The following is a 22,761-nucleotide window of genomic DNA, read 5'->3' as shown; positions in this document are numbered from 1 at the left end:
GAGCTTGCGAGGAATCTATTAATAAAAATAATATAAGGGTAAAAACGAAAGTTTTTGCCCTTTTTGTTATTCAACACTGTCCTAAGGGAACTCCTCTAGGGCTTTCAGCTTTCAAGCTAATCTCAAAACATTGCAATCATCTATTTGTTGTATCTATTAAATACAATGATTATGAAAAAGTTTTTTTTAGGATTAATGGTTTGCTTGGCACTTGGCTGCTCAGATGCTAAACAAGATAAAGTTGAAGATGCGATAGCTAAAACGAGTGACAGTTTAAACTCAAAATTAAATAAGCTTAATGATACCCTCAATAAGGTTAAAGATAATGTTGCTAAGAGAATTCCAAAAGTTGAGGTTAATATTAAAAGAACAATTCCAATTTCATTACAATGGATTGGCTTTCAAAATCAAGGGAAGGCAGAAGTAGTTAAACAAAGTGATGGCTCATTTACAATCAGTGGCGAACAAACAAATAGCAGTAATGAATTCTTGAAAATCAATGGTAAAATAAAAAGGGTAAGTGATACCCAAATCTCTTTTATGGGGACCATTATTACTTACGTGAAAATCAATAATAAAGGTGTTCCTTGCGAAAAAACTGGGGATCAACTATTCTTGAAAACTGGAGATAGGAAATATTATAGACTTCAGCAAATGGAAAACTGTAGTGGTGGCAAGGTTTTAGATTATGTAGATTTATATGATCTTGATGGTGTTTTATAAATATACCTAATAATACTGATGATAGGTTTTGTAAATTAACCAGCTAGCGAAAAGGATAATAATTACCCCTGCCACTTTATTAAGCTTGCTTAATGTATCTTCTTTAATCCGATGTCTTAGCTTGCTAGAATAATAGCTTTTAAAGCCATCAATAGTTAACTGAGTTGCCATTGCTATAAAAAAGCAGAATAGCTTCTCATCAAGTTTATCAAGTTTTACGGATATAATTCCACTCACAATAATCCAAAACATTAAAGTAGATGGCGTTAAAATGCACATCAAAAATCCTTTAAGCAGATATCCTCTTTTGTTTATTTTGCTAAGTGGATCTGTATCATAATTGATAGAAACTCTTGAAAGGAGATAGTAGATACCAACAGCGAATAAAAAGATACCTCCAATTATGCCCACATATTTATCAAAGCTGTCTTGATATTTTAAGAATTGGCTACCAAAAAGCACAAGTCCAATTAGCACAATATCACTAATAATTACACCAATTGCTAAAGAAAAACCAGCTTTAAATCCACGTTCAATACTGGTCTTAATCATCGCAAAAAAAACGGGACCAGTTAAGAATGAGGAAATTAGCCCGGCACCCATACCCAATAAAATAGCTTCAAACATTAGCCTCTCCTATATTTTATGCTAATATGCAATTTTTAAAGCTAAAATCTATCCATTTTTTTCAATTGTTGTAGCAATATTTTGCTCAAAATATTGCCAATACACGTTATAAAGACGTTTATTAAAAATGCATTTGTGTATTAAATACACTTTAGTAAACAATAAATTTTATTTATGTTTAGCGAACTAAAAACCAAAATTTAAAAAATGAGTTCACAAAATGCCAAAACCAATTGGGCACAATTTATCCCTTTAGCAACTGTTTTCTTCTTTTGGGGCTTCGTAGCCGCAAGTAATGATATTCTTATACCAGTTTTCAAAGAAGCTTTTAAACTTTCTCAATTTGAAAGCCAGTTAGTGTCGTTTGCCTTCTATATCGCCTATACTGTTGGTTCGCTTATTTTAATTGGTATTTCAGCAATCATGAAAACCGATTTAATTAATAAAATTGGCTATAAAAATAGCTTGGCTTTAGGCTTAGGTATTTCGGCCCTAGGAACCTTATTGTTTTATCCAGCAGCAAATAATGGGTCATTTACCCTTATGCTTTCTGGTTTATTTATAGTAGCATTAGGTTTTTCATTGCAGCAAACAGTAGCAAATCCGTTGGCAATTGCCTTGGGGCCTATAAAAACAGGTTCACAACGTTTGACCTTAGCTGGTGGTATCAATAATTTTGGTACAACCATTGGTCCGTTAATTGTGAGCTTTGCCATCTTTGGAACTGCCACCAGTGGCAATACAACACTAGATATACAAAGTGTTAAAATCCCTTATCTAATTTTAGGAGCTGCATTTTTAGTTGTAGCAATATTATTAAAATTCTCATCACTGCCAGATAAGCCAGCATTAATAGAAGCTGACCAGAAAGAGGGTGGAAAAAAAGGTTCAGCCCTAGCTTATCCTCAATTGGTATTGGGAATGATTGCCATCTTTGTTTATGTAGGTGTTGAGGTATCAACTGCTAGTAATCTACCTGAATATATGATAAAAGATTTAGGTTTCTCGACAAAAGATATTGCCCCGTACATTTCATTATATTGGGCAAGTATGATGATTGGCCGCTGGACAGGTGCGGTTGAAGCCTTTACTGATAACATTAGTTTACAAAAAGTATTAAGGTTTATTGCCCCATATTTAGCGTTTGGTGTTTTCTTATTAGTAAACGCAATAGCAAAACATGATTTAGCACCATTTTATGTTTATGCTGTAATCATTCTTGTGTTAATTATTGCAGATATGGCAAGTAAAGGTAATCCTGCTCGTATGTTGCTTATTTTCTCTGGTGTAGGTATTTTGGCTTTACTTGTAGGTATGTTTACAGAAGGGATGGTAAGTGTTTATGCCTTTACAAGTGTTGGGTTATTCTGCAGTACTTTATGGCCATGTATTTTCACGTTGGCAGTAAGTGGATTAGGTAAAAATACCAGTCAGGGTAGTAGCTTCTTAATTATGATGATCTGTGGGGGAGCTTTGATAAGTCCGTTACAAGGTTTGGTTGCGGGGTATATTGGTATACAATATAGTTATGTTGTTGGGGTTTTATGTTTTGCTTATCTGGTTTTTTATGCTTGGAAAGCAAGTAGTATACTAAAAGCACAAGGAATAGATTTCGACCAAAAAATTTCTGGAGGACATTAAACCGAAAGATATTTTATTTAGAGCCCCGATTTATATCGGTGCTCTTTTTTTTGCCTTTAATCAAACGTTTGCGCAGTTTTTAATTTTTAAATGCCTTTTATTTTTTCTTATGTTAGATAAAATTTAAACCTAAACTAAAAAATGGCCAAATCAACAACTCAATCTCAGAATAACTACAAGGCAATTGCTACCATTGGTGCATTATTCTTCATTTTTGGCTTTGTAACCTGGGCAAATAGTACATTAATACCATTCTTAAAAATAGCCTGTAACCTAAAAACAGATTTAGAAGCGTTTTTTGTGACCTTTGCTTCTTATATGGCCTATTTTGTGTTGGCTTTACCATCTTCATGGATACTTAAGAAAGTTGGTTTCAGAAATGGAATTATATTGGGTTTAGTAATTTTAGGCTTAGGTTCATTGATTTTTATACCTGCAGCAGATAGTAAGAGTTATGGTTTATTCTTAACTGGTATATTTATTCAGGGAGCAGCTTTAGCGTTGTTGCAGACAGCATCAAATCCTTATATCAGCATTATTGGTCCAATAGAAAGTGCTGCTAAACGAATTAGTATCATGGGGCTTTGCAATAAGTTTGCAGGTATAATCGTACCGATTATAATGGGTTCAATTTTTTTAAAGAACTCAGAAGCTATCACAAAAAAATTGGCAGATGTTGCAACAACTGCGTCAGAAAAAGATGCATTGTTAACTGAGGTTTTAGGGCGTGTACACACACCTTACATTACCTTGGCTATCGTATTTGTGATATTTGCCATATTTATCCGTTTTTCTAATTTACCGGAGGTTGATGTAGATAAAGAAGAGGTAATTGCAGATGATGCATCGCATACAGCAAAAACAAGTATCTTCCAATTTCCGCACTTATTCTTAGGTGCCTTTTGCATATTTGTTTATGTAGCAGCTGAGGTAATGGCTGGAGATATCATTGGTGTTTATGCCAAAGAGTTTAACCTAAACTTATTTATTACTACTATTAAAATAACCGATTCATTAAGTGTTCCATTGTATTACACTACACTTACTTTAGCCAGTATGTTGGTGGGTTATGTAATAGGAGTTTTTACAATTCCAAAATATATCAGTCAGCAGGCAGCTTTAAAAATATGTGCAATTTTAGGACTAGCATTTACCTTGGGCGCTTTTGCTACACACGGTTATACTTCGGTTATATTTGTGGCCTTATTAGGTTTAGCTAACTCATTAATGTGGCCAGCTATTTTTCCTTTGGGAATTAAGGGCTTGGGTAAATTTACTAAAACAGGTTCAGCAATCATGATTATGGGTATTGCGGGCGGTGCAATCTGGCCTCTTTTATATGGCTATTTAAAAGATGAATTACATGTTAATTTCCAATTATCGTTTTTCATTAGCATGATGCCATGTTACCTGTTTATTTTATACTTTGCTATTTCAGGACATAAAGTTGGTTTAAAAAACCTTCATATAGAGAAAAAAAATTAGAATATAGATGACTAAACCATCCTTTGCCAATATTTTCATGAATTTGGCTATAGATTTAGCTGGACGCTCGCATTGTGTGCGAGCGCACGTTGGTGCCGTTTTAACTAAGGATACACGAATCATATCTATTGGTTATAATGGTCCGCCGGCTGGTACACATAACTGCGATGAAGAATGGCCAGAAAATGGATGTGCAAGAGATAGCAAAGGGAGTTGCTCTTTAGCATTGCATGCTGAGGAAAATGCTATTTTATATGCCATTAAAAATGGGTCTAAAATAGAAGGCTCTACTCTATATACAACACTATCGCCTTGCATAGCTTGCGCAAGGCTAATTTTATCTTCAGGGATTAAGAAAGTTTATTTTAAGGATTCTTACGCTGCCTATAAAGGCTTGGCTAGTGATGAAGGAGTAGATTTTTTGGTTCGTTTCGGTGTTAAGGTGATGCAGCATGAAAGTGTTGTTTAATTAGTTAGCCACAGATTCGCAGATTTTTTAGTTAAATAATCCTTGACTGATAACCTAGACTTTTGTCAGGTTGGCATTTTTGCCTAAGTTTTTAGCACATAGTTTTGCTAAATAGCCCAGATTGCAGCGAGCACTACTGTAAGGAGTAAAGCATTTAGCTTCAAATGAGTTCCTTTGGAACCGGACAACCGACAATTTTTGACTACTATTTTGCCAAAGGGACTCCTTTGGAGCGCTTCAAAATATAGGTGAAAATCTCACATCTCATATCTCACATCTCATTTCAAATAGCTACCTTTGCACATGCTAGAAAAAATCATCATTCTCGATTTTGGTTCGCAGTTTACACAGCTTATTGCCCGTCGCGTTCGCGAACTTAATGTTTACTGCGAAATCCACCCATTTAATCACATTCCCGAATTAGACTCAACTGTTAAAGGAGTTATTTTATCAGGTAGTCCGTATTCTGTGCGCCAAGAAGATGCACCTTTTGTAGATTTAAATCTATTTAAAGCTTATCCATTATTGGCTGTTTGTTATGGAGCTCAATTTATAGCGCAACACAGTGGTGGAGATGTTCAGGCATCTAATACGAGAGAATATGGTAGGGCTAATCTGAGTTTCGTAAATAATGGAAACAAATTGTTCAAAGGCATCAATATCGATTCTCAAGTTTGGATGAGCCATGGTGATACGATTAAAAATGTGCCTGATCATTTCGAAATTATTGCTAGTACAGCTGATGTTAAAGTTGCAGGATATCAAGTAAAAGGTACCAATACTTTTGCCATACAGTTTCACCCGGAGGTTACACATACTACTGACGGAAAAATCTTATTAGAGAATTTCTTGGTAGATATTTGTGGTTGTTCACAAGATTGGACAGCAGATGCCTTTGTAGAAACTACGGTTGCCGATTTAAAAGAAAAGTTAGGGAACGATAAAGTTGTTTTGGGTTTATCTGGTGGTGTAGATTCGAGTGTTGCTGCTATTTTATTGCATAAAGCAATTGGAAAAAACCTTCATTGCATTTTTGTAGATAACGGTTTATTGCGTAAAGATGAGTTTGAAAGTGTTTTGGAGCAATACAAACACATGGGCCTAAACATTAAAGGCATTGATGCAAAAGATAGATTTTTAAGTCAGTTAGCTGGTGTGAAAGACCCAGAATTAAAGCGTAAAGCTATAGGTAGAGTTTTTATTGAAGTATTTGATGATGCTGCTCATGAAGTTCAAGATGTAGTTTGGTTAGCGCAAGGCACTATCTATCCTGATATTATTGAATCGGTTTCTATTAAAGGTCCATCGGCAACTATTAAATCTCACCATAATGTGGGTGGATTGCCAGATTTCATGAAACTTAAAATTGTTGAGCCATTAAATACTTTATTTAAGGATGAGGTAAGAAGAGTTGGTAAAAGTTTAGGAATTGAAGGATTTATTTTAGGTCGCCATCCTTTTCCTGGTCCGGGTTTAGCCATTCGGATTTTAGGTGATGTAACTGCCGAGAAAGTTGCCATTTTGCAAGAGGCAGATGCAATTTATATAAACAATTTGAAAGAAGCTGGGTTATATGATAAGGTTTGGCAAGCAGGAGCAATCTTTTTACCAGTTCAATCTGTAGGTGTAATGGGCGATGAGCGTACTTACGAAAATGTAATATGCTTACGTGCTGTTGAATCTGTTGATGGAATGACTGCTGACTGGTGTCACTTACCATATAATGTGCTGGCTAAAATTTCTAATGAGATTATCAATAAGGTTAGAGGGATTAACCGAGTTGTTTATGATATTAGCTCTAAACCGCCTGCAACTATTGAGTGGGAATGATTGAAGAAAATTTAAAGGGATTTTTATAGATTAACCCGATTGATCTGACGTTTAGAAGAATAAATAAAATACAAATGAATATAAAAAATAAACCAAGCTTTAGAATATTAATGTTTTTGAGCTTGGTTTTTTTTGGCTGTTCACCAAAAGTTATAACTACCCCAAGCAAGCCAGTTGTTAACAATACGCCAGCTACTAAAGTAGATAAACCTGTAAAGAAATTTACAGAAGCTAATATCTCGTTAATTATTCCGTTTAAGTTAAACGAACTTAACTTACAGACTGCTACAAAAGCTCAAGTAGAAAAATCTGATATGGCATTAGATTTTTACCAAGGCGTGATGCTTGGGATAGACTCTGCTGCTGCAAATGGTTTAAACTTTAAGTTAAACGTTTTTGATTCAAGGGATGAAAATAGTCAGATTGCTTCTTTACTAAAAAAAGAAACTTTAAAAAATAGCAACCTGATTATTGGCCCTGTTTTTCCTGAGGGAATGAAATACATGACTAGTTATGCTATTGCAAATGACTTGTCTATTGTTTCGCCTTTGGCTGCATCAAAACCTAGCGATTTTAATAACCCAAAGCTCATATCAATTGTAAACAACATTAACCTGCATGGTGGGAAAATAGTAGCTTACATTGCTGCACATTATAAAAGTGAAAATACAATTGTCGTATTGATAAATCCTAAAAAGTCGGCAGATGAACAATTTGCTGCGCCAATACGCGATTATTTTAAACAAAAGCATCCTTCCTTTATCGTTCAGGAATTTACATCTGCCTATGCCTTTGAAACAAGAATGATTAAAGGAAAACAGTATGCTGTAGTTATCTGCTCATCTGACGTAGATTTTGTAAAGCCAAGTATTGATAAACTTTATAAGCTTAAAAACCTTAAAACAGGAGGTTATGATATTAATTTATTTGGTCACCCGAACTGGAGTAAACAGAACTATGTTGTTGGTCAGCTGCAAGATTTAAATACCATTATTAGTTCATCCTTTGTAATTGATTATAAAAGTAGCGCAGTAATCAATTTTATTAAAAAATACCGAGGGAAATATCACTTTGAACCTTCGGAGTTTTCTTTTAAAGGTTTTGATATCGGATTTTATTTTGGAAAACTATTAGCTAAGCATGGCGAAAATTATTTGGATTTTCTTGCTAAGGAAAAATATAAAGGCCTACATAATACGTTTGAGTTTGATTTTAATCCTCAATATGGTTACTTTAACAAGCAATTAATGTTGTTGCAGTACAAAAACTTAACATTAAGTGTTATTAACTAATTTATTGTCAGCATGAAGCGGATTTAGGGGTATGAGAGTAGAGCACCAGGTTAGAGCCTTTGAACAAGTTTTAAATAATTACGATGGCGTTTTGCCACTTCATCGGTTTTTGTTTAATTACTTTAAACAAAACAAACAAATGGGCTCATCTGATAGAAGATGGGCATCAAGATACTTATACAGTTATTTCAGATTAGGGAAAGCATTAAGTAAAGTGGATAAGCTGAAAAGATTGGCGGTTGCCGATTTTCTTTGCCACGATACAACAAGCTTGGTTATTGCTCATTATTTGCCAGATTTAGAGCAGTCAGTAAACCTATTGCTTGATGATAAGATAGCATTAATCAAAAAAGTTTATCAATCATTTAAACTAGAAGAAGTTTTTACTTTTGAGGCGGAACTTTCAGAAGGAATAGATAAGGAAGAATTTTTAAGATCGTTCTTTATTCAGCCTGATTTATTTATTCGTGTACAGGAAACTCATATTCAGTCTATTATTAATCAGTTGAAAGCTAATCATATTGATTTTAAGGAAGTATCTCCTACAACTTTAGCTTTGCCTAATGGAACAAAATTAGAGCAAGTTATCAGTGATGCTAGGCTTTATCAAATACAGGATTTCTCTTCACAAAAAACGGGTGCCTATTTTGAACCTAATAAATATGATTATTGGTGGGATTGTTGTGCCGCATCTGGCGGAAAATCTATATTGTTACATAGCCTAGAGCCAAAAATTGAGCTGTTGGTTAGTGATGTACGTGAAAACAGCTTAAATAATTTACAAGAGCGTTTCCAGTTGGCTGGAATTAAAAAGTATCATTTAAAAGTGATAGACCTTTTGCAAAAGAATGACCAAATCTTACATCACTATGAATTTGATGGAGTTTTATTAGATGCACCTTGTTCTGGCGCAGGAACTTGGGGAAGAACGCCAGAAATGCTTAATTTCTTTGAAAAATACAAAATCGAGAATTACGTAAAGCTTCAAAAAGCAATTGGAGCTAGCGTGATCAAGTATCTTAAACTAGGCAAACCTCTTATTTATATGACATGTTCTGTTTTTAAAGCAGAAAATGAAGATGTTGTAGATTACCTTATCAAAAATTTTGATTTAACAGTAGAACGAATGGAACTGATTAAGGGGTATAATAACAAAGCCGACAGTATGTTTGTGGCTAGATTGGTTAAGAATAAACTCACTTTACAGGATCAAGCTTAAGGATATTATCGATATTCTACCTTAATAATTCTTTTAAATCAAATTAATTGTTAATTTTATGATTAAGGTAAATCGATTTACTAGCCAAATATATCCCTTGTCATGCAAAATCATCTTCTCAAAAACCTAATTCTTTTTATACTGCTAGGAGTAAACGCTGTTGTATTGGCACAAACTCCAATTGATTTAAAATCATATAAAAAAAACGGATCTATAGTTAGTGTTGATAACAAAAGGTTAACAATTAACTGGCCAGCAGGTAGAGCGGGAAATGGGAAAATGATTCTTGATCTTGATAAGGCTAAACCCTTGTTTAAGAGTATCCAACTGGGGAACACGAAGTCTTTTAAAGAAATTGCTTCAGACCTAGATCCTGTATTTGTTTTAAGGGTAGGAAAAAGAACTTTGAGCCCTTCTAGTGCGGGTTGGGATGTTTTTTTTGATAGGGTGCCAACTAGGCCCTACACAACAAATCTTATTAGTTTCGATAAACTAAAAACCAAGGTATTTACGTCAGGTTCACAAACTATTGTGCAGATTTCTGAAATGAGCTCAACTTCATTTAAAGGATATTTAGAGATCACGATGTATAATGGAAGTCCATTGTTTAATATTTCCGCTGTAATGACTACTAAAAATGATTCTACGGCAATATTGTATGATGCAGGTCTTGTAAATAAAAAGCAATTATGGGAGAACATTGCATGGGGTGATGTGCATGATAAGCTTCAAATAGAAAAAACTTCAGTAGATGATGTAAGTAAGAATTTAGAAGTTAAATATCGAACGGTGATAGGTGAAAATAGAGGAGGAAGTTTAGCTGTTTTTCCTGCACCCCATCAGTATTTCTATCCGTTAGATGAAGCTTTTAATCTTAAGTTTACTTGGAGAGGGAAAAATTATCTAAACCTAATTCCTGATTATGGTATGGGAATACGACAAGATCCAATAGGTGATAAACGTTATGTGCCATGGTTCAATGCTCCTCCACAAACCAAGCAAAGACTAAATTTTTTCTGTTTAATTAGTGAAAACAAAGCAGCTTTGACATTGGCTGAAGTGAAAAAATACACTAATGGAGATTCGTACGTGCCTCTTAAAGGCTATAAAACCATGGCCAGCCATTTTCATAATGAATTTATATCTGATGTGGTGTTAAGCGGTAAACCTGTTCCGGAATATCCTGAATTTGTTGATGTTTTTAAAAAAGCCGGGCTTGATATCGTGAAGCTTGCAGAGTTCCATGGGCCAGGGCATCCAAAAGGTCCAGATAGTATCCGTCTTAAAGAGTTAAAAACACTATTTGATCAATCTAAAAGACTTTCTGATTCTACTTTCCTTTTGCTTCCTGGCGAAGAAGCCAATAATTTTTATGGTGGTCATTGGTTAGCTTTTTTTCCAAAACCAATATATTGGGTAATGTCTAGGAGTAATGAAACACCGTTTGTTGCCAATCACCCACAATACGGTAAGGTTTATCATATTGGGAATAAAGAAGAAATGTTGAAATTGCTTGAAGAAGAAAAGGGCTTGGCCTGGACAGCACATGCTAGGACAAAAGCTTCTACAGGTTATCCAGATAAATATAAAAATGAAGATTTTTTTAAATCAGAAACTTTTTTAGGGGCAGCGTGGAAACCAATACCAGCTGATCTTTCCTTACCTACATTAAGCAAGCGTGTACTTAACCTAATGGATGATATGGCTAATTGGGGTCTTAAAAAACACGTAATTTCTGAAGCAGATATTTTTACAGTAACCCATCAGAATGAAATGTATGCACATTTGAATGTGAACTATTTGCAAATGGACAAATTGCCCAATTATAAAAATGGATGGCAACCTGTTTTAGATGCAATTAGTAACGGAAAATTTTTTGTTTCTACTGGAGAAGTTTTAATACCTTCTTTTAATATTAACGGAAAAGGTGCAGGTGAAACGCTGAAACTAAATAAAATTGATAAAACGACGATTAAGATTACGCTTAATTGGACTTTCCCATTAAATTTTGTTGAGATTATATCTGGTGATGGTAACAAAGTATACCGTGATCGGGTTAATTTAAATAATACTCAATCTTTTGGTAAACAATCTTTTAGTTGGCCTGTAAATCTAGTAAACAGAAAATGGGTAAGGATAGAAGCTTGGGACATAGCAGCGAATGGCGCATTTACGCAGATGGTTTGGCTAAAATAAATCCGGAATTGAGCAATTAAAAGATAAACCTAAGCAGATATTTACTAATGGTGATGCCAATGCTTAATCTTTCCTTTCAAATGCCTAATGGCTTCGAAAAGAATGGCTAATGCGCCAATTATAACCGTGAATTGCTCAAAGTTGTTCATACCTTGTTAATTATCTATATGACTAATTTAACGAAATTTTGTTACAATCCAGTATTTGACCTAAACAATTTAATTGCAATGGCTAGAAGAATTATCCCAAAAGCCTTTCTTAAGATGTTCAATCCAGTTTTTCCCAGCAACTTCTCTAGTCTATTAGTGTTCTTCAATACAAAATAAACAAAAAGCATATTCAAGATAATGCCCACAATTATGTTTTGTGTAGCATACTCCGTCTTTAGGGATAATAAAGTTGTCATTGTACCTGCACCAGCAATTAAGGGAAAAGCCAATGGAACAATAGATGTTGCTGCAGAACTATCTGCATCATGTTTAAAGATACTTAACCCTAAGACCATTTCCATCGCAATGGCAAAAATTACAAATGAACCTGCTATTGCGAATGAGGATACATCAACACCAATCACATTTAACAAGGTTTTTCCAGCAAATAGGAATATAATCATCAACCCTGTTGCTACAATTGCAGCTTTTTCAGACTGGATATGCCCCGCCTTTCTTCTTAACTCGATAATGATTGGAATAGAGCCTAATATATCAATAATGGCAAAAAGCACCATCGTGGTTGATAGTATTTCACTGAAACTAAATTGTAAATGTTCCATAATAGGGAGGGTTTACAACAAAGTTAAATTAATTAAATTGAACTTAATTTAAATGAATATTAAAATATAATTAGAAATAGAATTGAGTTCTAATCGTTAACACGTTATCTTTTATATCCTTATCAAAATTTAGCAATTTCGTTTTTTCATTTCTAATCACATCATAATAAATAACAGCCTTTAAATGGGGGTTAAAATGATGGAGAAAGCCAAAGCCAAATGTATCAAAACGAACATCGGCAGCGGAGAATTTATTTGCGGTATTGATTTGAATTCCTTTAACTTTTGTATTCGGGTCATACCAATCATATTTAAAGATCAATTGATTATCCGTACTATTTAAGGTTTGTACAAAAGTTAAATAAGCTCCATTAAAGCTTCTGGTGTAATAAGGCAATTTAGTAGTGTTTTTATCAACTGGAACTGTATTAGGTGTGCTGCTATTTGTGGACGTTCCGGTTTGTAGACCTTTAATGAACTCAGCTCTCAGTTCGGATTTCCAACTTTTCTTTTTGGTTGATAATTGAATATCTGCACCATAATATTTTCTAGGGGCAATTTTATTAATGTTTGTGATAGAAGAATCTTTTGCCATGACCCAAGTATTATTCACCTTTTGCATTTCATACTTTACAGGTAATTGATGATTCAATCCACCTAATAATGCGCTAAATCCGCCAGAAATATTTAGCGGCAATTTTTTAAAGGCATAACTTTTATGACTTAGCCTTAAAACAAAATCTTTACTATTGTCAAATTCTTGAGGGCCCGATAAACCTTGCCCATTATAAATCCCTAAATCAAATTGTATATTTTTAAGCTTTGCTGTTTTTTTACGAGGATTAAAACTAATCATGACTCCTAAATCTCTTTCTGTTTTCATCAACGTTTGAGACATTCTGCCACGTTCTGGCGCTTCTCTAGATGAAGATGATAATTGTAGCTCATTGCCAAATGGCCTACCGGCTAAACCAGCAGTAAAAGAGAATAGTTGAAAATGATGTTCATAATACCTGCCCCAAAAATCCCTAACATTTACGCCTTGTTCGGTTCCATCAAATTGAAATACAAAATAGGTTGATGGCGTGCCATCGTCATTTAATAAGCTATAATCTGCTCTTAATCTTCCTCTTCTTAACCTGAACCTATTATCTGCATTATCACCAAAGTTGCCTCCTTGAAACTCTGCTGCAGTTCCTTTAGATTGTGCATATTGAAATTGAGGTTGCATATATCCGCTGAATGATACAGAACCGTATTTTTTCGAAATAATCAAAAGGTTATTTACTGTTGTAGAATCAAGTATATCATTAATGTTTCTTTGTGCAAGTGAGATATTGCTAATTAAAAGTAGAGGTGCAATTAGTAAATAACCTTTCAAAATCTTCATTTTATTTTTTTGTGCAAAGGTAATTTTTATTTGTAAAGTAGGGGGGAGATGTTCAGGTTTTAAACAAAGAAGCCCCCCGATTAAATATCAGGAGGCTTTTTTGTTATTTATAAAGAATCTTAACGTGGTCTATTAGGATTATTTAAGTATGAGTTTCTTTTGCTATAGCCAAAGTAAATGATAAAGCCTAAAGCTAACCAACCGAATAATCTTAACCAGTTAGTCCAGCCTAAACCAAATATCATTGCTCCACATACTAAAACACCTAAAATAGGTACAAATGGTACCCAAGGAGTTTTAAATTGACGAGGCAAATCTGGGTCAGTTTTTCTTAAGATAATTACTGCAATACAAACTAACATAAAGGCAAATAAAGTACCAATACTAGTCATGTCACCTACAATATCTCCAGGAATAAAGCCAGCAAATAAGCCTACTAAAACTAATATAAATAAGTTTGCTTTGTATGGAGTTTGATATTTAGGGTGTAATTCGCTAAACATTTTAGGTAATAAACCATCTTTACTCATTGAGTAAAATACACGACTCTGACCTAAAAGCATTACCAAGATAACTGATGAGAAGCCAGCTAAAATAGCCACTGTAACTAATTTTGCTAACCAACCATAACCAGGCATGTAATCGATAATTGCTGCCACAACAGATGCTTCACCTCCTTTAGTTCTAAAGAAATCTACTGGAGCCATTCCTGTTAATACATGAGCAAATAAGATATAAAGAACAGTACAAACAGCTAACGAGCCTAAAATTCCAATTGGCATTGCCGTTTTAGGGTTTTTAGTTTCTTGTGCAGCAGTACTTACAGCATCAAAGCCAATAAAAGCAAAGAACACTGTGCCGGCGGCCCCGAGAATACCCATGATTCCGCCGTAACTATGACTTACACCAGCGTGATCTACATATGTAGTAGCCTCTGGAATGTAAGGAACGTGATTTTGAGCATTGATAAAACCCCATCCTAAAATGATGATTAATATTACAATCGCTACTTTAGTAATAACGATAATACCATTTACAAATGCTGATTCTGACGTTCCTTTAATTAATAATAAGCTTAATAAAACAACAATGAATAGCGCAGGAACATTCATAATTCCACTTACTGTACCTTCAGCATGTGTTTGAAATGGTGAGTGACACCATTCATACGGTATGGGAGATACATGTAATACTTCGACCAAGAGTTTATTTAAGTATTCGCTCCAAGCGATACCTACTGTTGCAGCACCAACTGCATATTCAAGTACTAAATCCCATCCAATTACCCAAGCCATTAACTCGCCCATGGTAGCATAAGTATAAGTGTATGCACTACCAGAAATTGGAATAGAAGAAGATAATTCTGCATAACATAAACCAGCTAAAGCACAACCTATAGCGGCAATGATAAAACCAATTGTTACAGATGGACCAGCATTTTGGGCTGCCGCTGCAGCAGTACGTACAAATAAGCCTGCTCCAATAATTGCTCCAATACCTAAAGCAACTAAAGCACCAGCACTTAAAGTCCGTTTTAAACCTTTACCCGACTCACCTGCTTCTTCAAGCAATAAGTGCATAGGTTTTTTAATAAATAAACTCATGTGTTAGTTTTTGTTTAGTTTTAAAATTCAATCCCAAACCTAAATAAAATTAATTTAAAAATAAAGGGGATTTTTATTCAAAACCCCCTTTATTTAGTAACATTTATGATTTAACTAACGATTTGTAATCGTGTCTACGTCGTTTTTAATAGTATCTATCTTTTCATTGCCTAAAGAATCAACAGTTTTGATGATTCTAACCTCTTTTATTACTTGTTCTTTAACATTTGTGTCGCTAGTGCTACTGATTGCAATGTAAGGTGCAATAACCAATGAAACAATCGACATTAGTTTGATCAAGATGTTCATTGAAGGGCCTGATGTATCTTTAAATGGATCGCCAACAGTATCTCCAGTTACAGAAGCTTTGTGTGGTTCTGATTTTTTGTAATACATCTCACCATTGATTTCTACTCCTTTTTCGAATGACTTTTTAGCATTATCCCAAGCTCCACCTGCGTTTGATTGGAAAATACCCATCAATACACCACACACAGTTACACCTGCTAATAAACCGCCTAAAACCTCTGGGCCAAAAACAAACCCAACAACAACTGGTGTAATTAAGGCAATGGCACCAGGTAACATCATTTCACGAATGGAAGCCTTGGTAGAAATAGCTACACATTTTTCGTATTCTGGTTTCGCTTTATATTCCATGATTCCAGGGATTTCGCGGAACTGGCGACGAACCTCTTGTACCATATCCATTGCTGCTTTACCAACAGCCTGAATACACAATGCAGAGAATACAAATGGAATCATCCCACCTACAAATAAACCAGCTAAAACTGGTGCTTTGTAAATATCAATTGCTGAAATACCAGCAATGCCTACAAAAGCTGCAAATAATGCCAAAGAAGTTAAAGCTGCCGAAGCAATAGCAAATCCTTTTCCAGTAGCCGCAGTTGTATTACCAACCGCATCTAAATTATCTGTACGTTCACGAACTTCTGGAGGTAACTGGCTCATTTCTGCGATACCGCCTGCGTTGTCTGCAATTGGGCCAAAAGCATCAATTGCTAATTGCATGGCAGTAGTTGCCATCATTCCAGCTGCTGCAATAGCTACACCATATAGTCCTGCAAAGTAATAAGAAGACATGATACCGCCAGCTAAAACCAAAATCGGAATAACCGTAGATTTCATACCAACTGATAAACCTGCGATGATATTAGTTGCGTGACCTGTAGAAGATTGTTGGATAATTGAATTAACTGGTGCTTTTCCCATAGCGGTATAATACTCAGTTACGATACTCATGATTGTACCTACTACTAAACCAACCATGATTGCATAAAAAACATTCATACTAGAAAACTCATAACCACGAAGGTTTAAGGTTTCGGGCAACATCCATTTAACAATAAAGAATGAGGAAATAGCAGTTATTAAAATAGATGACCAATTTCCTAGGTTTAGTGCAGTTTGAACATTAGATTTTTCATCCTTTATGGTTACAAACCAAGTTCCGATAATAGAAAAGATAATGCCTAGGCCACAAATTACCATTGGTAAAAGGATAGGAGACATACCACCAAATTTATCAGTAACGGTAATTTCTTGTCCTAATACCATAGTTGCTAAGATAGTTGCAACATACGAACCAAATAAATCGGCACCCATACCCGCAACATCACCCACGTTATCACCTACGTTATCTGCAATTGTTGCAGGGTTGCGAACGTCATCTTCAGGAATACCAGCTTCCACCTTACCTACTAAATCTGCGCCAACATCGGCAGCTTTAGTATAAATACCACCACCAACTCGGGCAAATAAAGCAATTGATTCTGCCCCAAGAGAGAATCCTGTTAAAACTTCAATTGCGGTTTTCATATTTACTACGCTCACGGCTCCATCAGTTCCGACAACATCAAAATAAGATAAGAAAACAATAAATAAACCGCCTAGGCCTAAAACGGCTAAACCAGCAACCCCAAGTCCCATTACTGTTCCACCTGTAAAACTTACTTTAAGCGCTTGTTTTAAACTAGTTCTAGCAGCTTGTGTAGTACGCACGTTAGCTTTTGTAGCTGCTTTCATTCCAATATATCCAGCAAGTGCTGAGAAAAAAGCACCAATTAAGAAAGCGATAGAAATGATCCAGCTTGAATGCATAGGAACACCGTTAATTTCAGTTATAGTACCAGAGTACGCCAAAAGCGCAGCAGTAAAAACTGCAAAAATGCTCAATACTTTCCATTCTGCTTTTAAAAAGGCCATTGCGCCATCGGCAATGTAGCCAGCAAGTTCTTGCATGTTTGCATCACCTGCGTCTTGTTTGTTTACCCATGCACTTTTCACGGCCATGACCAGAATGCCGATGATTCCCAGAAGAGGAATCGAGTAGATTAAATTGTTTTGTAGAAAATCCATAGTTTAAATTTATATTTTGGTTGTTTAGTTGCAGATTGAAAATAATACAAGGAGAACAAAAATAAGCGTGTTTAGCTAATAACCAAATTTTTAGCAAATTGATTGTTAACATTTTTTCTTTTTGAATAATATTGTTGCAAAGAGAACGTTTACGACTATTTTTTTTACTTGTAATTTAATATATCTTAGTCCAATATAAAGCTAAATAAACTAAACAAATTAACTAAATATGGAAAACCAAAAAGAAGAGGGGTCTTTTAAGAGAGAGCTTGGCCTATTTGATGGCACAATGCTAGTTGTAGGCTCGATGATAGGATCGGGAATATTTATAGTAAGTGCAGATATAACCAGGCAAGTTGGCTCTGCTGGCTGGCTAATTCTAATCTGGGTGCTTACTGCTGTAATTACCATGATTGCTGCAGTTAGTTACGGTGAGTTAAGTGCCATGTTTCCAAAAGCTGGTGGTCAGTATGTTTATTTAAAGGAAGCATACAATAAGTTAATTGCTTTTTTATATGGTTGGAGTTTCTTTGCTGTAATTCAAACGGGAACAATCGCCGCAGTTGGAGTGGCATTTGCGAAATTTGCCGCTTATTTATATCCGCCATTAAGTAATGAAAACATTTTGTATGAGGCAGGTTCTTTCCAGTTAAATGCCGCTCAATTAGTTTCTATCGTTACCATTGTGTTGTTAACTTATATTAATACAAGGGGGGTTAAGGATAGCAAAATGCTTCAAACCTTCTTAACCATTATTAAAATCCTATCGCTATTTGGCTTAATTATCTTTGGGCTAACATTAGCAGCAAAAGCTGATGTTTGGAATGCTAATTGGACTAACGCTTGGGATTCTAAAATGTTCGATGCAAGTTCTGCATCATGGGTAAGTATTGGTGGTACGGCTTTGATGTCTGGCATTGTAGCGTCTATGGTGGGTTCATTATTTAGTAGTGATGCTTGGAACGGTGTAACCTTTATTGCTGGTGAGATTAAAAACCCTCAACGTAATGTTGGTTTAAGTTTATTCTTAGGGACTTTAATTGTAAGTGTAATTTATATTTTGGCCAATGTGATGTATGTTGCGGTTATGCCTCTTAATGAAATTGCAAATGCACCATCAGATAGAGTAGCTGTTGCTGCGGCGCAATATATTTTCGGTAATATTGGAACTATCATCATTGCAGTGATGATCATGATATCAACCTTTGCTTGTAATAATGGATTGATCATGGCTGGGGCAAGGGTTTATTATACCATGTCTAAAGATGGTTTATTCTTTAAAAAAGCAAGTAACTTAAATAAGTTTAATGTTCCTGAGTGGGCATTATGGGCACAAGGTATTTGGGCGTCACTCTTATGTTTAACTGGCCAGTATGGAGCACTACTTGATTTTGTAATTATCATCGTATTGATATTCTATATATTAACTATATACGGAATTTTTATTTTGAGAAGAAAAATGCCAAATGCCGAACGTCCTTATAAAGCGTTTGGTTACCCAGTTTTACCTTTTATATATATAATTGTAGCAACTGCGGTTTCAATAGGATTATTAATTACTAAAACCAGCACTTGTGGTTGGGGTGTTTTAATCATGTTAATCGGTATTCCAGTATATTATATGACTAAACCTAAAGAGGCTCAAGATTAGAACGATTTAAGGATTAGTAGGATAAAGGATGATGAGATTAGTTTCTTGTCGTCCTTTTTTGTTTTACAAAAGTGGTTGCAGTGCAGTACTGATGGCCTTGGATAACCCCGCTCTTCACTCCAATCATTTTGTGCTTCGACCGGCTCAGCATGACAAAGAGGGTTTTGGTTGTGATCGGGTTTCGTTAACTTAAATAGCTGTGCTGTCACTTCTTTTCTAATTGTCTTGAAACTTTAATCCTATAATCATCTCATCTTCAAAATCCTATTCAAGACAATTAAGCTCCTAAAAATCCTTATCTTTGTAACCAATGGGAACTGCATTAGATTCGGGTATAAAAGGTTATAAAGGTTATGGCATTCATTTACGTGAAAAATATAACGGTCAGCGTGTATTTAAGGTAATTGTAGATGGGGGTTTTACTTGTCCAAATCGCGATGGCAGTAAAGGTTATGGCGGTTGTACCTATTGTAATGTAGATTCCTTTACGCCAGAGCCTTCACGAAAGTTGCCAACTATCAAAGAGCAATTGGAGGAAGGGATGAGAAGGGCTAAAACTTCTTATAAGGCAGATAAATACATTGTTTATTTTCAACCCAATACCAATACCTATGCGCCAACACATTATTTAAAGATGATGTACGATGAAGCATTATCTATAAATACTGAAGATGTGGTTGGTTTTTCTGTGGGCACAAGACCAGATTGTATTGACGCAGAGAAGGTAGCTTTATTAGAAAGTTATACCGATCGTTTTGATGTCGATTTAGAGATGGGAATGGAATCTATATATGATGAAACCCTTAACCAGATAAATAGGGGTTGTAGTCATGCGGAGTTTGTAGAGGCTGTTGAGCTGTTAAAGGACTCTAAACTAGACTTATGTGTGCATACAATTTTCGGCTTTCCCTGGGAAACTAGAGAGATGATGTATGGCTATATTCACGAGATTAACCGTTTCCCGCAAATCAAATTTGTGAAATTTCATCATTTACACATTGTGGAAGGCTCTATCATGGGGGCAAAGTTTAAGAAGAACCCTTTTAAGCTTTTTACATTAGAAGAATATACCGATTTGCTTTGCGAGTTAATTCCTTTGTTAAGACCAGATATTGTTATACAACGTTTATTCGGTATTTCTGATTGGGATTTATTAATTGCGCCAAATTGGGGTTTAAATAAATCTGCTATACAAACTTATATAGATAAGGAAATTGAAAGAAGGGGCGTGCAACAAGGCTCGATGTATGAAGTTGGTATGGTTAACAATTCAACAATCTAACACTTCAGCAATTTGGCAATAAGGTAATTTTTATTTCTCTTTATACAGTCCAAACAACTCAACTACCTTTTTCTCTCTAAAAATAAATATCTGCTTGATTTTATTTTTTACCGTAATGCTGTGCGCTATTCCGCCTAAAAACCCAAGAGGCAAGCCGTAAGTTAAAATATCTGTCATTTCTACACCACCATCTATTGTTTTAAAGTGATGTTGATGATGCCAAAACTTAAAAGGTCCGAAACGTTGCTCGTCAATAAAATACTTTTCGGGTTCTACTTGAGTTATTTCTGTCATCCAGTTTAAATGAACTCCAAACAAAGGTGAAACCTTATAGGTGATAATCATACCAGGGTACATTTTGCCTTCGCTACCTGCCGATGTAACAATAAACTCCATGTCGTTTGGTGTTATTTCAGCAAGATTTGCTGGGCTTGAGAAAAAATCCCAAGCAGCAGAAAGTGGAATTGGCAGATTTTGTGTGAAGATAATTTGGTGTGATTTCATAAATCAAATCTACGTAATCTGGCAATAATTGGATTGTCATAAATTAAGGTTTAAAAATGCTCTGTTTTTTGCATTTTTCGTAATTGTGAGCGTTTTCGGTCATTAATTTTGTAAAAATTAGCAATTTTTAAGAAAAAATGCTTTCATTTTATTGTGTTTTACTTAAAAATGTGTCGTTTGGTGGTAATTTTCGCTTTTGTTTTATTTTTTTAGTGTGTTTTTACATTTTTGATTAAAATTTATGGTAATATTTAAAAATTTATTACTAGTTTTAGGAAATTAATCAAAATAATAACGCAAACACTAAAAATTATGGGTAAAATTTTATTTAAACAGTACGCTCCATTTGTGATTTTAATGGTAGTTGCAATCTTCGCACTTTTCATTCCTTTACTTCCAAATTTTGATGAAGGAAAGTACAATGCTGCTGATATTGCTTTCATGCTAGTAGCTGCGGCTCTTGTATTTTTAATGACACCAGGACTTGCATTTTTTTACGGAGGAATGGTTCATCGTAAAAATGTTCTTTCAACAATGATCAAAAGTGTAGTTGCCGCAGGTGTAATTACTGTTCTTTGGGTTGTAGTTGGTTTTAGTTTGGCTTTTGGAACTTCAATTGGAGGTTTTATTGGTGATCCTAGAACATTCTTCTTTTTTCAAGGTGTAAATTCTGGACCATCTTGGAGCTTAGCTGCAACAATTCCACTTTCATTGTTTGCTGTTTTCCAATTAATGTTTGCTATTATCACACCAGGTTTAGTAGTTGGTGCTGTAGCTGAGCGTATTCGCTTTACTTCATATATTTTATTTATTGTGTTATTCGCTTTATTGGTGTATTCTCCATTAGCGCATTGGACATGGCACCCAGATGGCTTCTTATTTAAAATGGGAGTTTTGGATTTTGCTGGTGGTACAGTAGTTCACATTTCTGCTGGTATGGCTGCATTAGCTGGTGCTTTGGTTTTAAAACGTAGAAAATCTCACTTAGAGCATAAAGAAGTTCCACCTGCTAATATTCCTTATGTATTAATTGGTACAGGTTTATTATGGTTCGGTTGGTTCGGTTTCAATGCAGGTTCTGCTGTTGGAGCTGGTAGCTTAGCTGTTTCATCTTTCATTACTACTAATACTGCGGCGGGTGCTGCTGGTTTATCATGGATGTTTTTTGATGTAGCTAGAGGTAAAAAACCTTCTGTATTAGGATTTTGTATTGGTGCGGTTGTAGGTTTAGTTGCTATTACTCCGGGTGCTGGTTTTGTAAGCATTCCTTCAAGTATATTTATCGGTGCAATTGCTGCTGTGATCTCTAACCTTGTTGTTTCTTGGAAACAAAAAACTAGTTTAGATGATACTTTAGATGTGTTTCCTTGTCACGGTGTTGGTGGTATAGTTGGTATGTTATTAACTGGCGTATTTGCAACTAAAACTGTAAATACTGCAGGTGCTGATGGTTTGTTCTATGGCAATCCAACATTCTTCTTTACACAATTAAAAGGAGCTGTAATTGTAATCATATTTAGTTTTGTTGTGTCTTTCATCATCTTCAAATTAATCAACTTAGTTCAACCAATCCGCGTAACTTCTGAAGAAGAAGAAGAAGGTTTGGATGCAAGTCAACATGATGAGAAATACTCTCAAGGTACTCTAATTGTTGCAGGACAAGAAGTTCCAAATAAATAAAATTACTGCTCTAGCTT

Annotated in this window: 17 protein-coding genes; 11 read left to right on the top strand and 6 right to left on the bottom strand. The window is 35.0% G+C overall.

The genetic code is table 11. From position 1 onward, the window contains the following. The first annotated feature begins 171 nt into the window (after positions 1 to 171). The gene (locus tag EZ428_RS22305; protein ID WP_131555568.1) at positions 172 to 723 is read left to right on the top strand and encodes a hypothetical protein; all 552 of its coding nucleotides are present in this window, start codon (positions 172 to 174) and stop codon (positions 721 to 723) included. A gap of 6 nt (positions 724 to 729) precedes the next feature. Here the strand turns inward: EZ428_RS22305 and EZ428_RS22300 are convergent, their stop codons facing one another. Further along, entirely contained in the window at positions 730 to 1,350 is a 621-nt protein-coding gene (locus EZ428_RS22300; protein ID WP_131555567.1) for a LysE family translocator, read from the bottom strand. A 207-nt stretch (positions 1,351 to 1,557) separates the two neighbouring features. On the opposite strand from EZ428_RS22300, the gene EZ428_RS22295 reads away from it, so the two are divergent. The 7 genes from EZ428_RS22295 to EZ428_RS22265 all read left to right on the top strand — a co-directional run bounded on the left by EZ428_RS22295 (position 1,558) and on the right by EZ428_RS22265 (position 11,482). Beyond that, on the top strand, positions 1,558 to 2,991 hold the full coding sequence (locus EZ428_RS22295) for an MFS transporter (protein ID WP_131555566.1): 1,434 nt from the start codon (positions 1,558 to 1,560) through the stop codon (positions 2,989 to 2,991). A 141-nt stretch (positions 2,992 to 3,132) separates the two neighbouring features. Continuing rightward, positions 3,133 to 4,476 carry a sugar MFS transporter gene (locus EZ428_RS22290; RefSeq protein WP_131555565.1) on the top strand — a complete coding sequence of 448 codons (1,344 nt, stop codon included), beginning with the start codon at positions 3,133 to 3,135 and terminating at the stop codon, positions 4,474 to 4,476. A 7-nt stretch (positions 4,477 to 4,483) separates the two neighbouring features. Continuing rightward, positions 4,484 to 4,945, top strand: a complete 462-nt coding sequence (locus tag EZ428_RS22285; RefSeq protein ID WP_131555564.1) for a deoxycytidylate deaminase — start codon at positions 4,484 to 4,486, stop codon at positions 4,943 to 4,945. A gap of 303 nt (positions 4,946 to 5,248) precedes the next feature. Beyond that, positions 5,249 to 6,775 (top strand): glutamine-hydrolyzing GMP synthase, encoded by a 1,527-nt coding sequence (guaA, locus tag EZ428_RS22280; protein WP_131555563.1) that lies wholly within the window; start codon positions 5,249 to 5,251, stop codon positions 6,773 to 6,775. A 74-nt stretch (positions 6,776 to 6,849) separates the two neighbouring features. Further along, positions 6,850 to 8,067, top strand: a complete 1,218-nt coding sequence (locus EZ428_RS22275) for a type 1 periplasmic-binding domain-containing protein (protein WP_131555562.1) — start codon at positions 6,850 to 6,852, stop codon at positions 8,065 to 8,067. A gap of 31 nt (positions 8,068 to 8,098) precedes the next feature. Continuing rightward, positions 8,099 to 9,286, top strand: coding sequence for an RsmB/NOP family class I SAM-dependent RNA methyltransferase (locus tag EZ428_RS22270; protein ID WP_131555561.1), 1,188 nt, complete (start codon positions 8,099 to 8,101; stop codon positions 9,284 to 9,286). A gap of 102 nt (positions 9,287 to 9,388) precedes the next feature. Then, positions 9,389 to 11,482, top strand: a complete 2,094-nt coding sequence (locus EZ428_RS22265; protein ID WP_131555560.1) for a CehA/McbA family metallohydrolase domain-containing protein — start codon at positions 9,389 to 9,391, stop codon at positions 11,480 to 11,482. A 190-nt stretch (positions 11,483 to 11,672) separates the two neighbouring features. Here EZ428_RS22265 and EZ428_RS22260 read toward each other — a convergent pair whose 3' ends face one another. The 4 genes from EZ428_RS22260 to EZ428_RS22245 all read right to left on the bottom strand — a co-directional run bounded on the left by EZ428_RS22260 (position 11,673) and on the right by EZ428_RS22245 (position 17,627). Then, positions 11,673 to 12,254 carry a MarC family protein gene (locus EZ428_RS22260; protein WP_131555559.1) on the bottom strand — a complete coding sequence of 194 codons (582 nt, stop codon included), beginning with the start codon at positions 12,252 to 12,254 and terminating at the stop codon, positions 11,673 to 11,675. A gap of 70 nt (positions 12,255 to 12,324) precedes the next feature. After that, positions 12,325 to 13,644 carry a porin gene (locus EZ428_RS22255; protein WP_131555558.1) on the bottom strand — a complete coding sequence of 440 codons (1,320 nt, stop codon included), beginning with the start codon at positions 13,642 to 13,644 and terminating at the stop codon, positions 12,325 to 12,327. Between the two features lie 119 nt (positions 13,645 to 13,763). Next, positions 13,764 to 15,248, bottom strand: a complete 1,485-nt coding sequence (locus EZ428_RS22250; protein WP_131555557.1) for an amino acid permease — start codon at positions 15,246 to 15,248, stop codon at positions 13,764 to 13,766. A 114-nt stretch (positions 15,249 to 15,362) separates the two neighbouring features. Further along, the gene (locus EZ428_RS22245; protein ID WP_131555556.1) at positions 15,363 to 17,627 is read right to left on the bottom strand and encodes a sodium-translocating pyrophosphatase; all 2,265 of its coding nucleotides are present in this window, start codon (positions 17,625 to 17,627) and stop codon (positions 15,363 to 15,365) included. Positions 17,628 to 17,856: 229 nt separating this feature from the next. Here EZ428_RS22245 and EZ428_RS22240 point away from each other — a divergent pair, with 229 nt between their 5' ends. Both EZ428_RS22240 and EZ428_RS22235 read left to right on the top strand, forming a co-directional pair. Next, positions 17,857 to 19,278: an APC family permease gene (locus EZ428_RS22240; RefSeq protein WP_131555555.1), complete on the top strand. Its 1,422-nt coding sequence runs from the start codon at positions 17,857 to 17,859 to the stop codon at positions 19,276 to 19,278. 310 nt (positions 19,279 to 19,588) lie between these two features. Further along, positions 19,589 to 20,560, top strand: coding sequence for a TIGR01212 family radical SAM protein (locus tag EZ428_RS22235; RefSeq protein ID WP_131555554.1), 972 nt, complete (start codon positions 19,589 to 19,591; stop codon positions 20,558 to 20,560). A 30-nt stretch (positions 20,561 to 20,590) separates the two neighbouring features. Here EZ428_RS22235 and EZ428_RS22230 read toward each other — a convergent pair whose 3' ends face one another. Then, complete coding sequence (locus EZ428_RS22230) at positions 20,591 to 21,064, bottom strand: SRPBCC family protein (protein WP_131555553.1); 474 nt, start codon at positions 21,062 to 21,064, stop codon at positions 20,591 to 20,593. A 312-nt stretch (positions 21,065 to 21,376) separates the two neighbouring features. Between EZ428_RS22230 and EZ428_RS22225 the strand changes: the two genes are divergently transcribed. Then, the gene (locus tag EZ428_RS22225) at positions 21,377 to 22,744 is read left to right on the top strand and encodes an ammonium transporter (RefSeq protein ID WP_131555552.1); all 1,368 of its coding nucleotides are present in this window, start codon (positions 21,377 to 21,379) and stop codon (positions 22,742 to 22,744) included. Positions 22,745 to 22,761 lie beyond the last annotated feature (17 nt).

It is taken from the genome of Pedobacter frigiditerrae, assembly GCF_004331645.1.
In the GTDB taxonomy this organism is placed as follows: Bacteria; Bacteroidota; Bacteroidia; order Sphingobacteriales; family Sphingobacteriaceae; genus Pedobacter; species Pedobacter frigiditerrae.
Note: the sequence above shows the minus strand (reverse complement) of the source record. Positions and strands in the feature narration are given on the sequence as shown.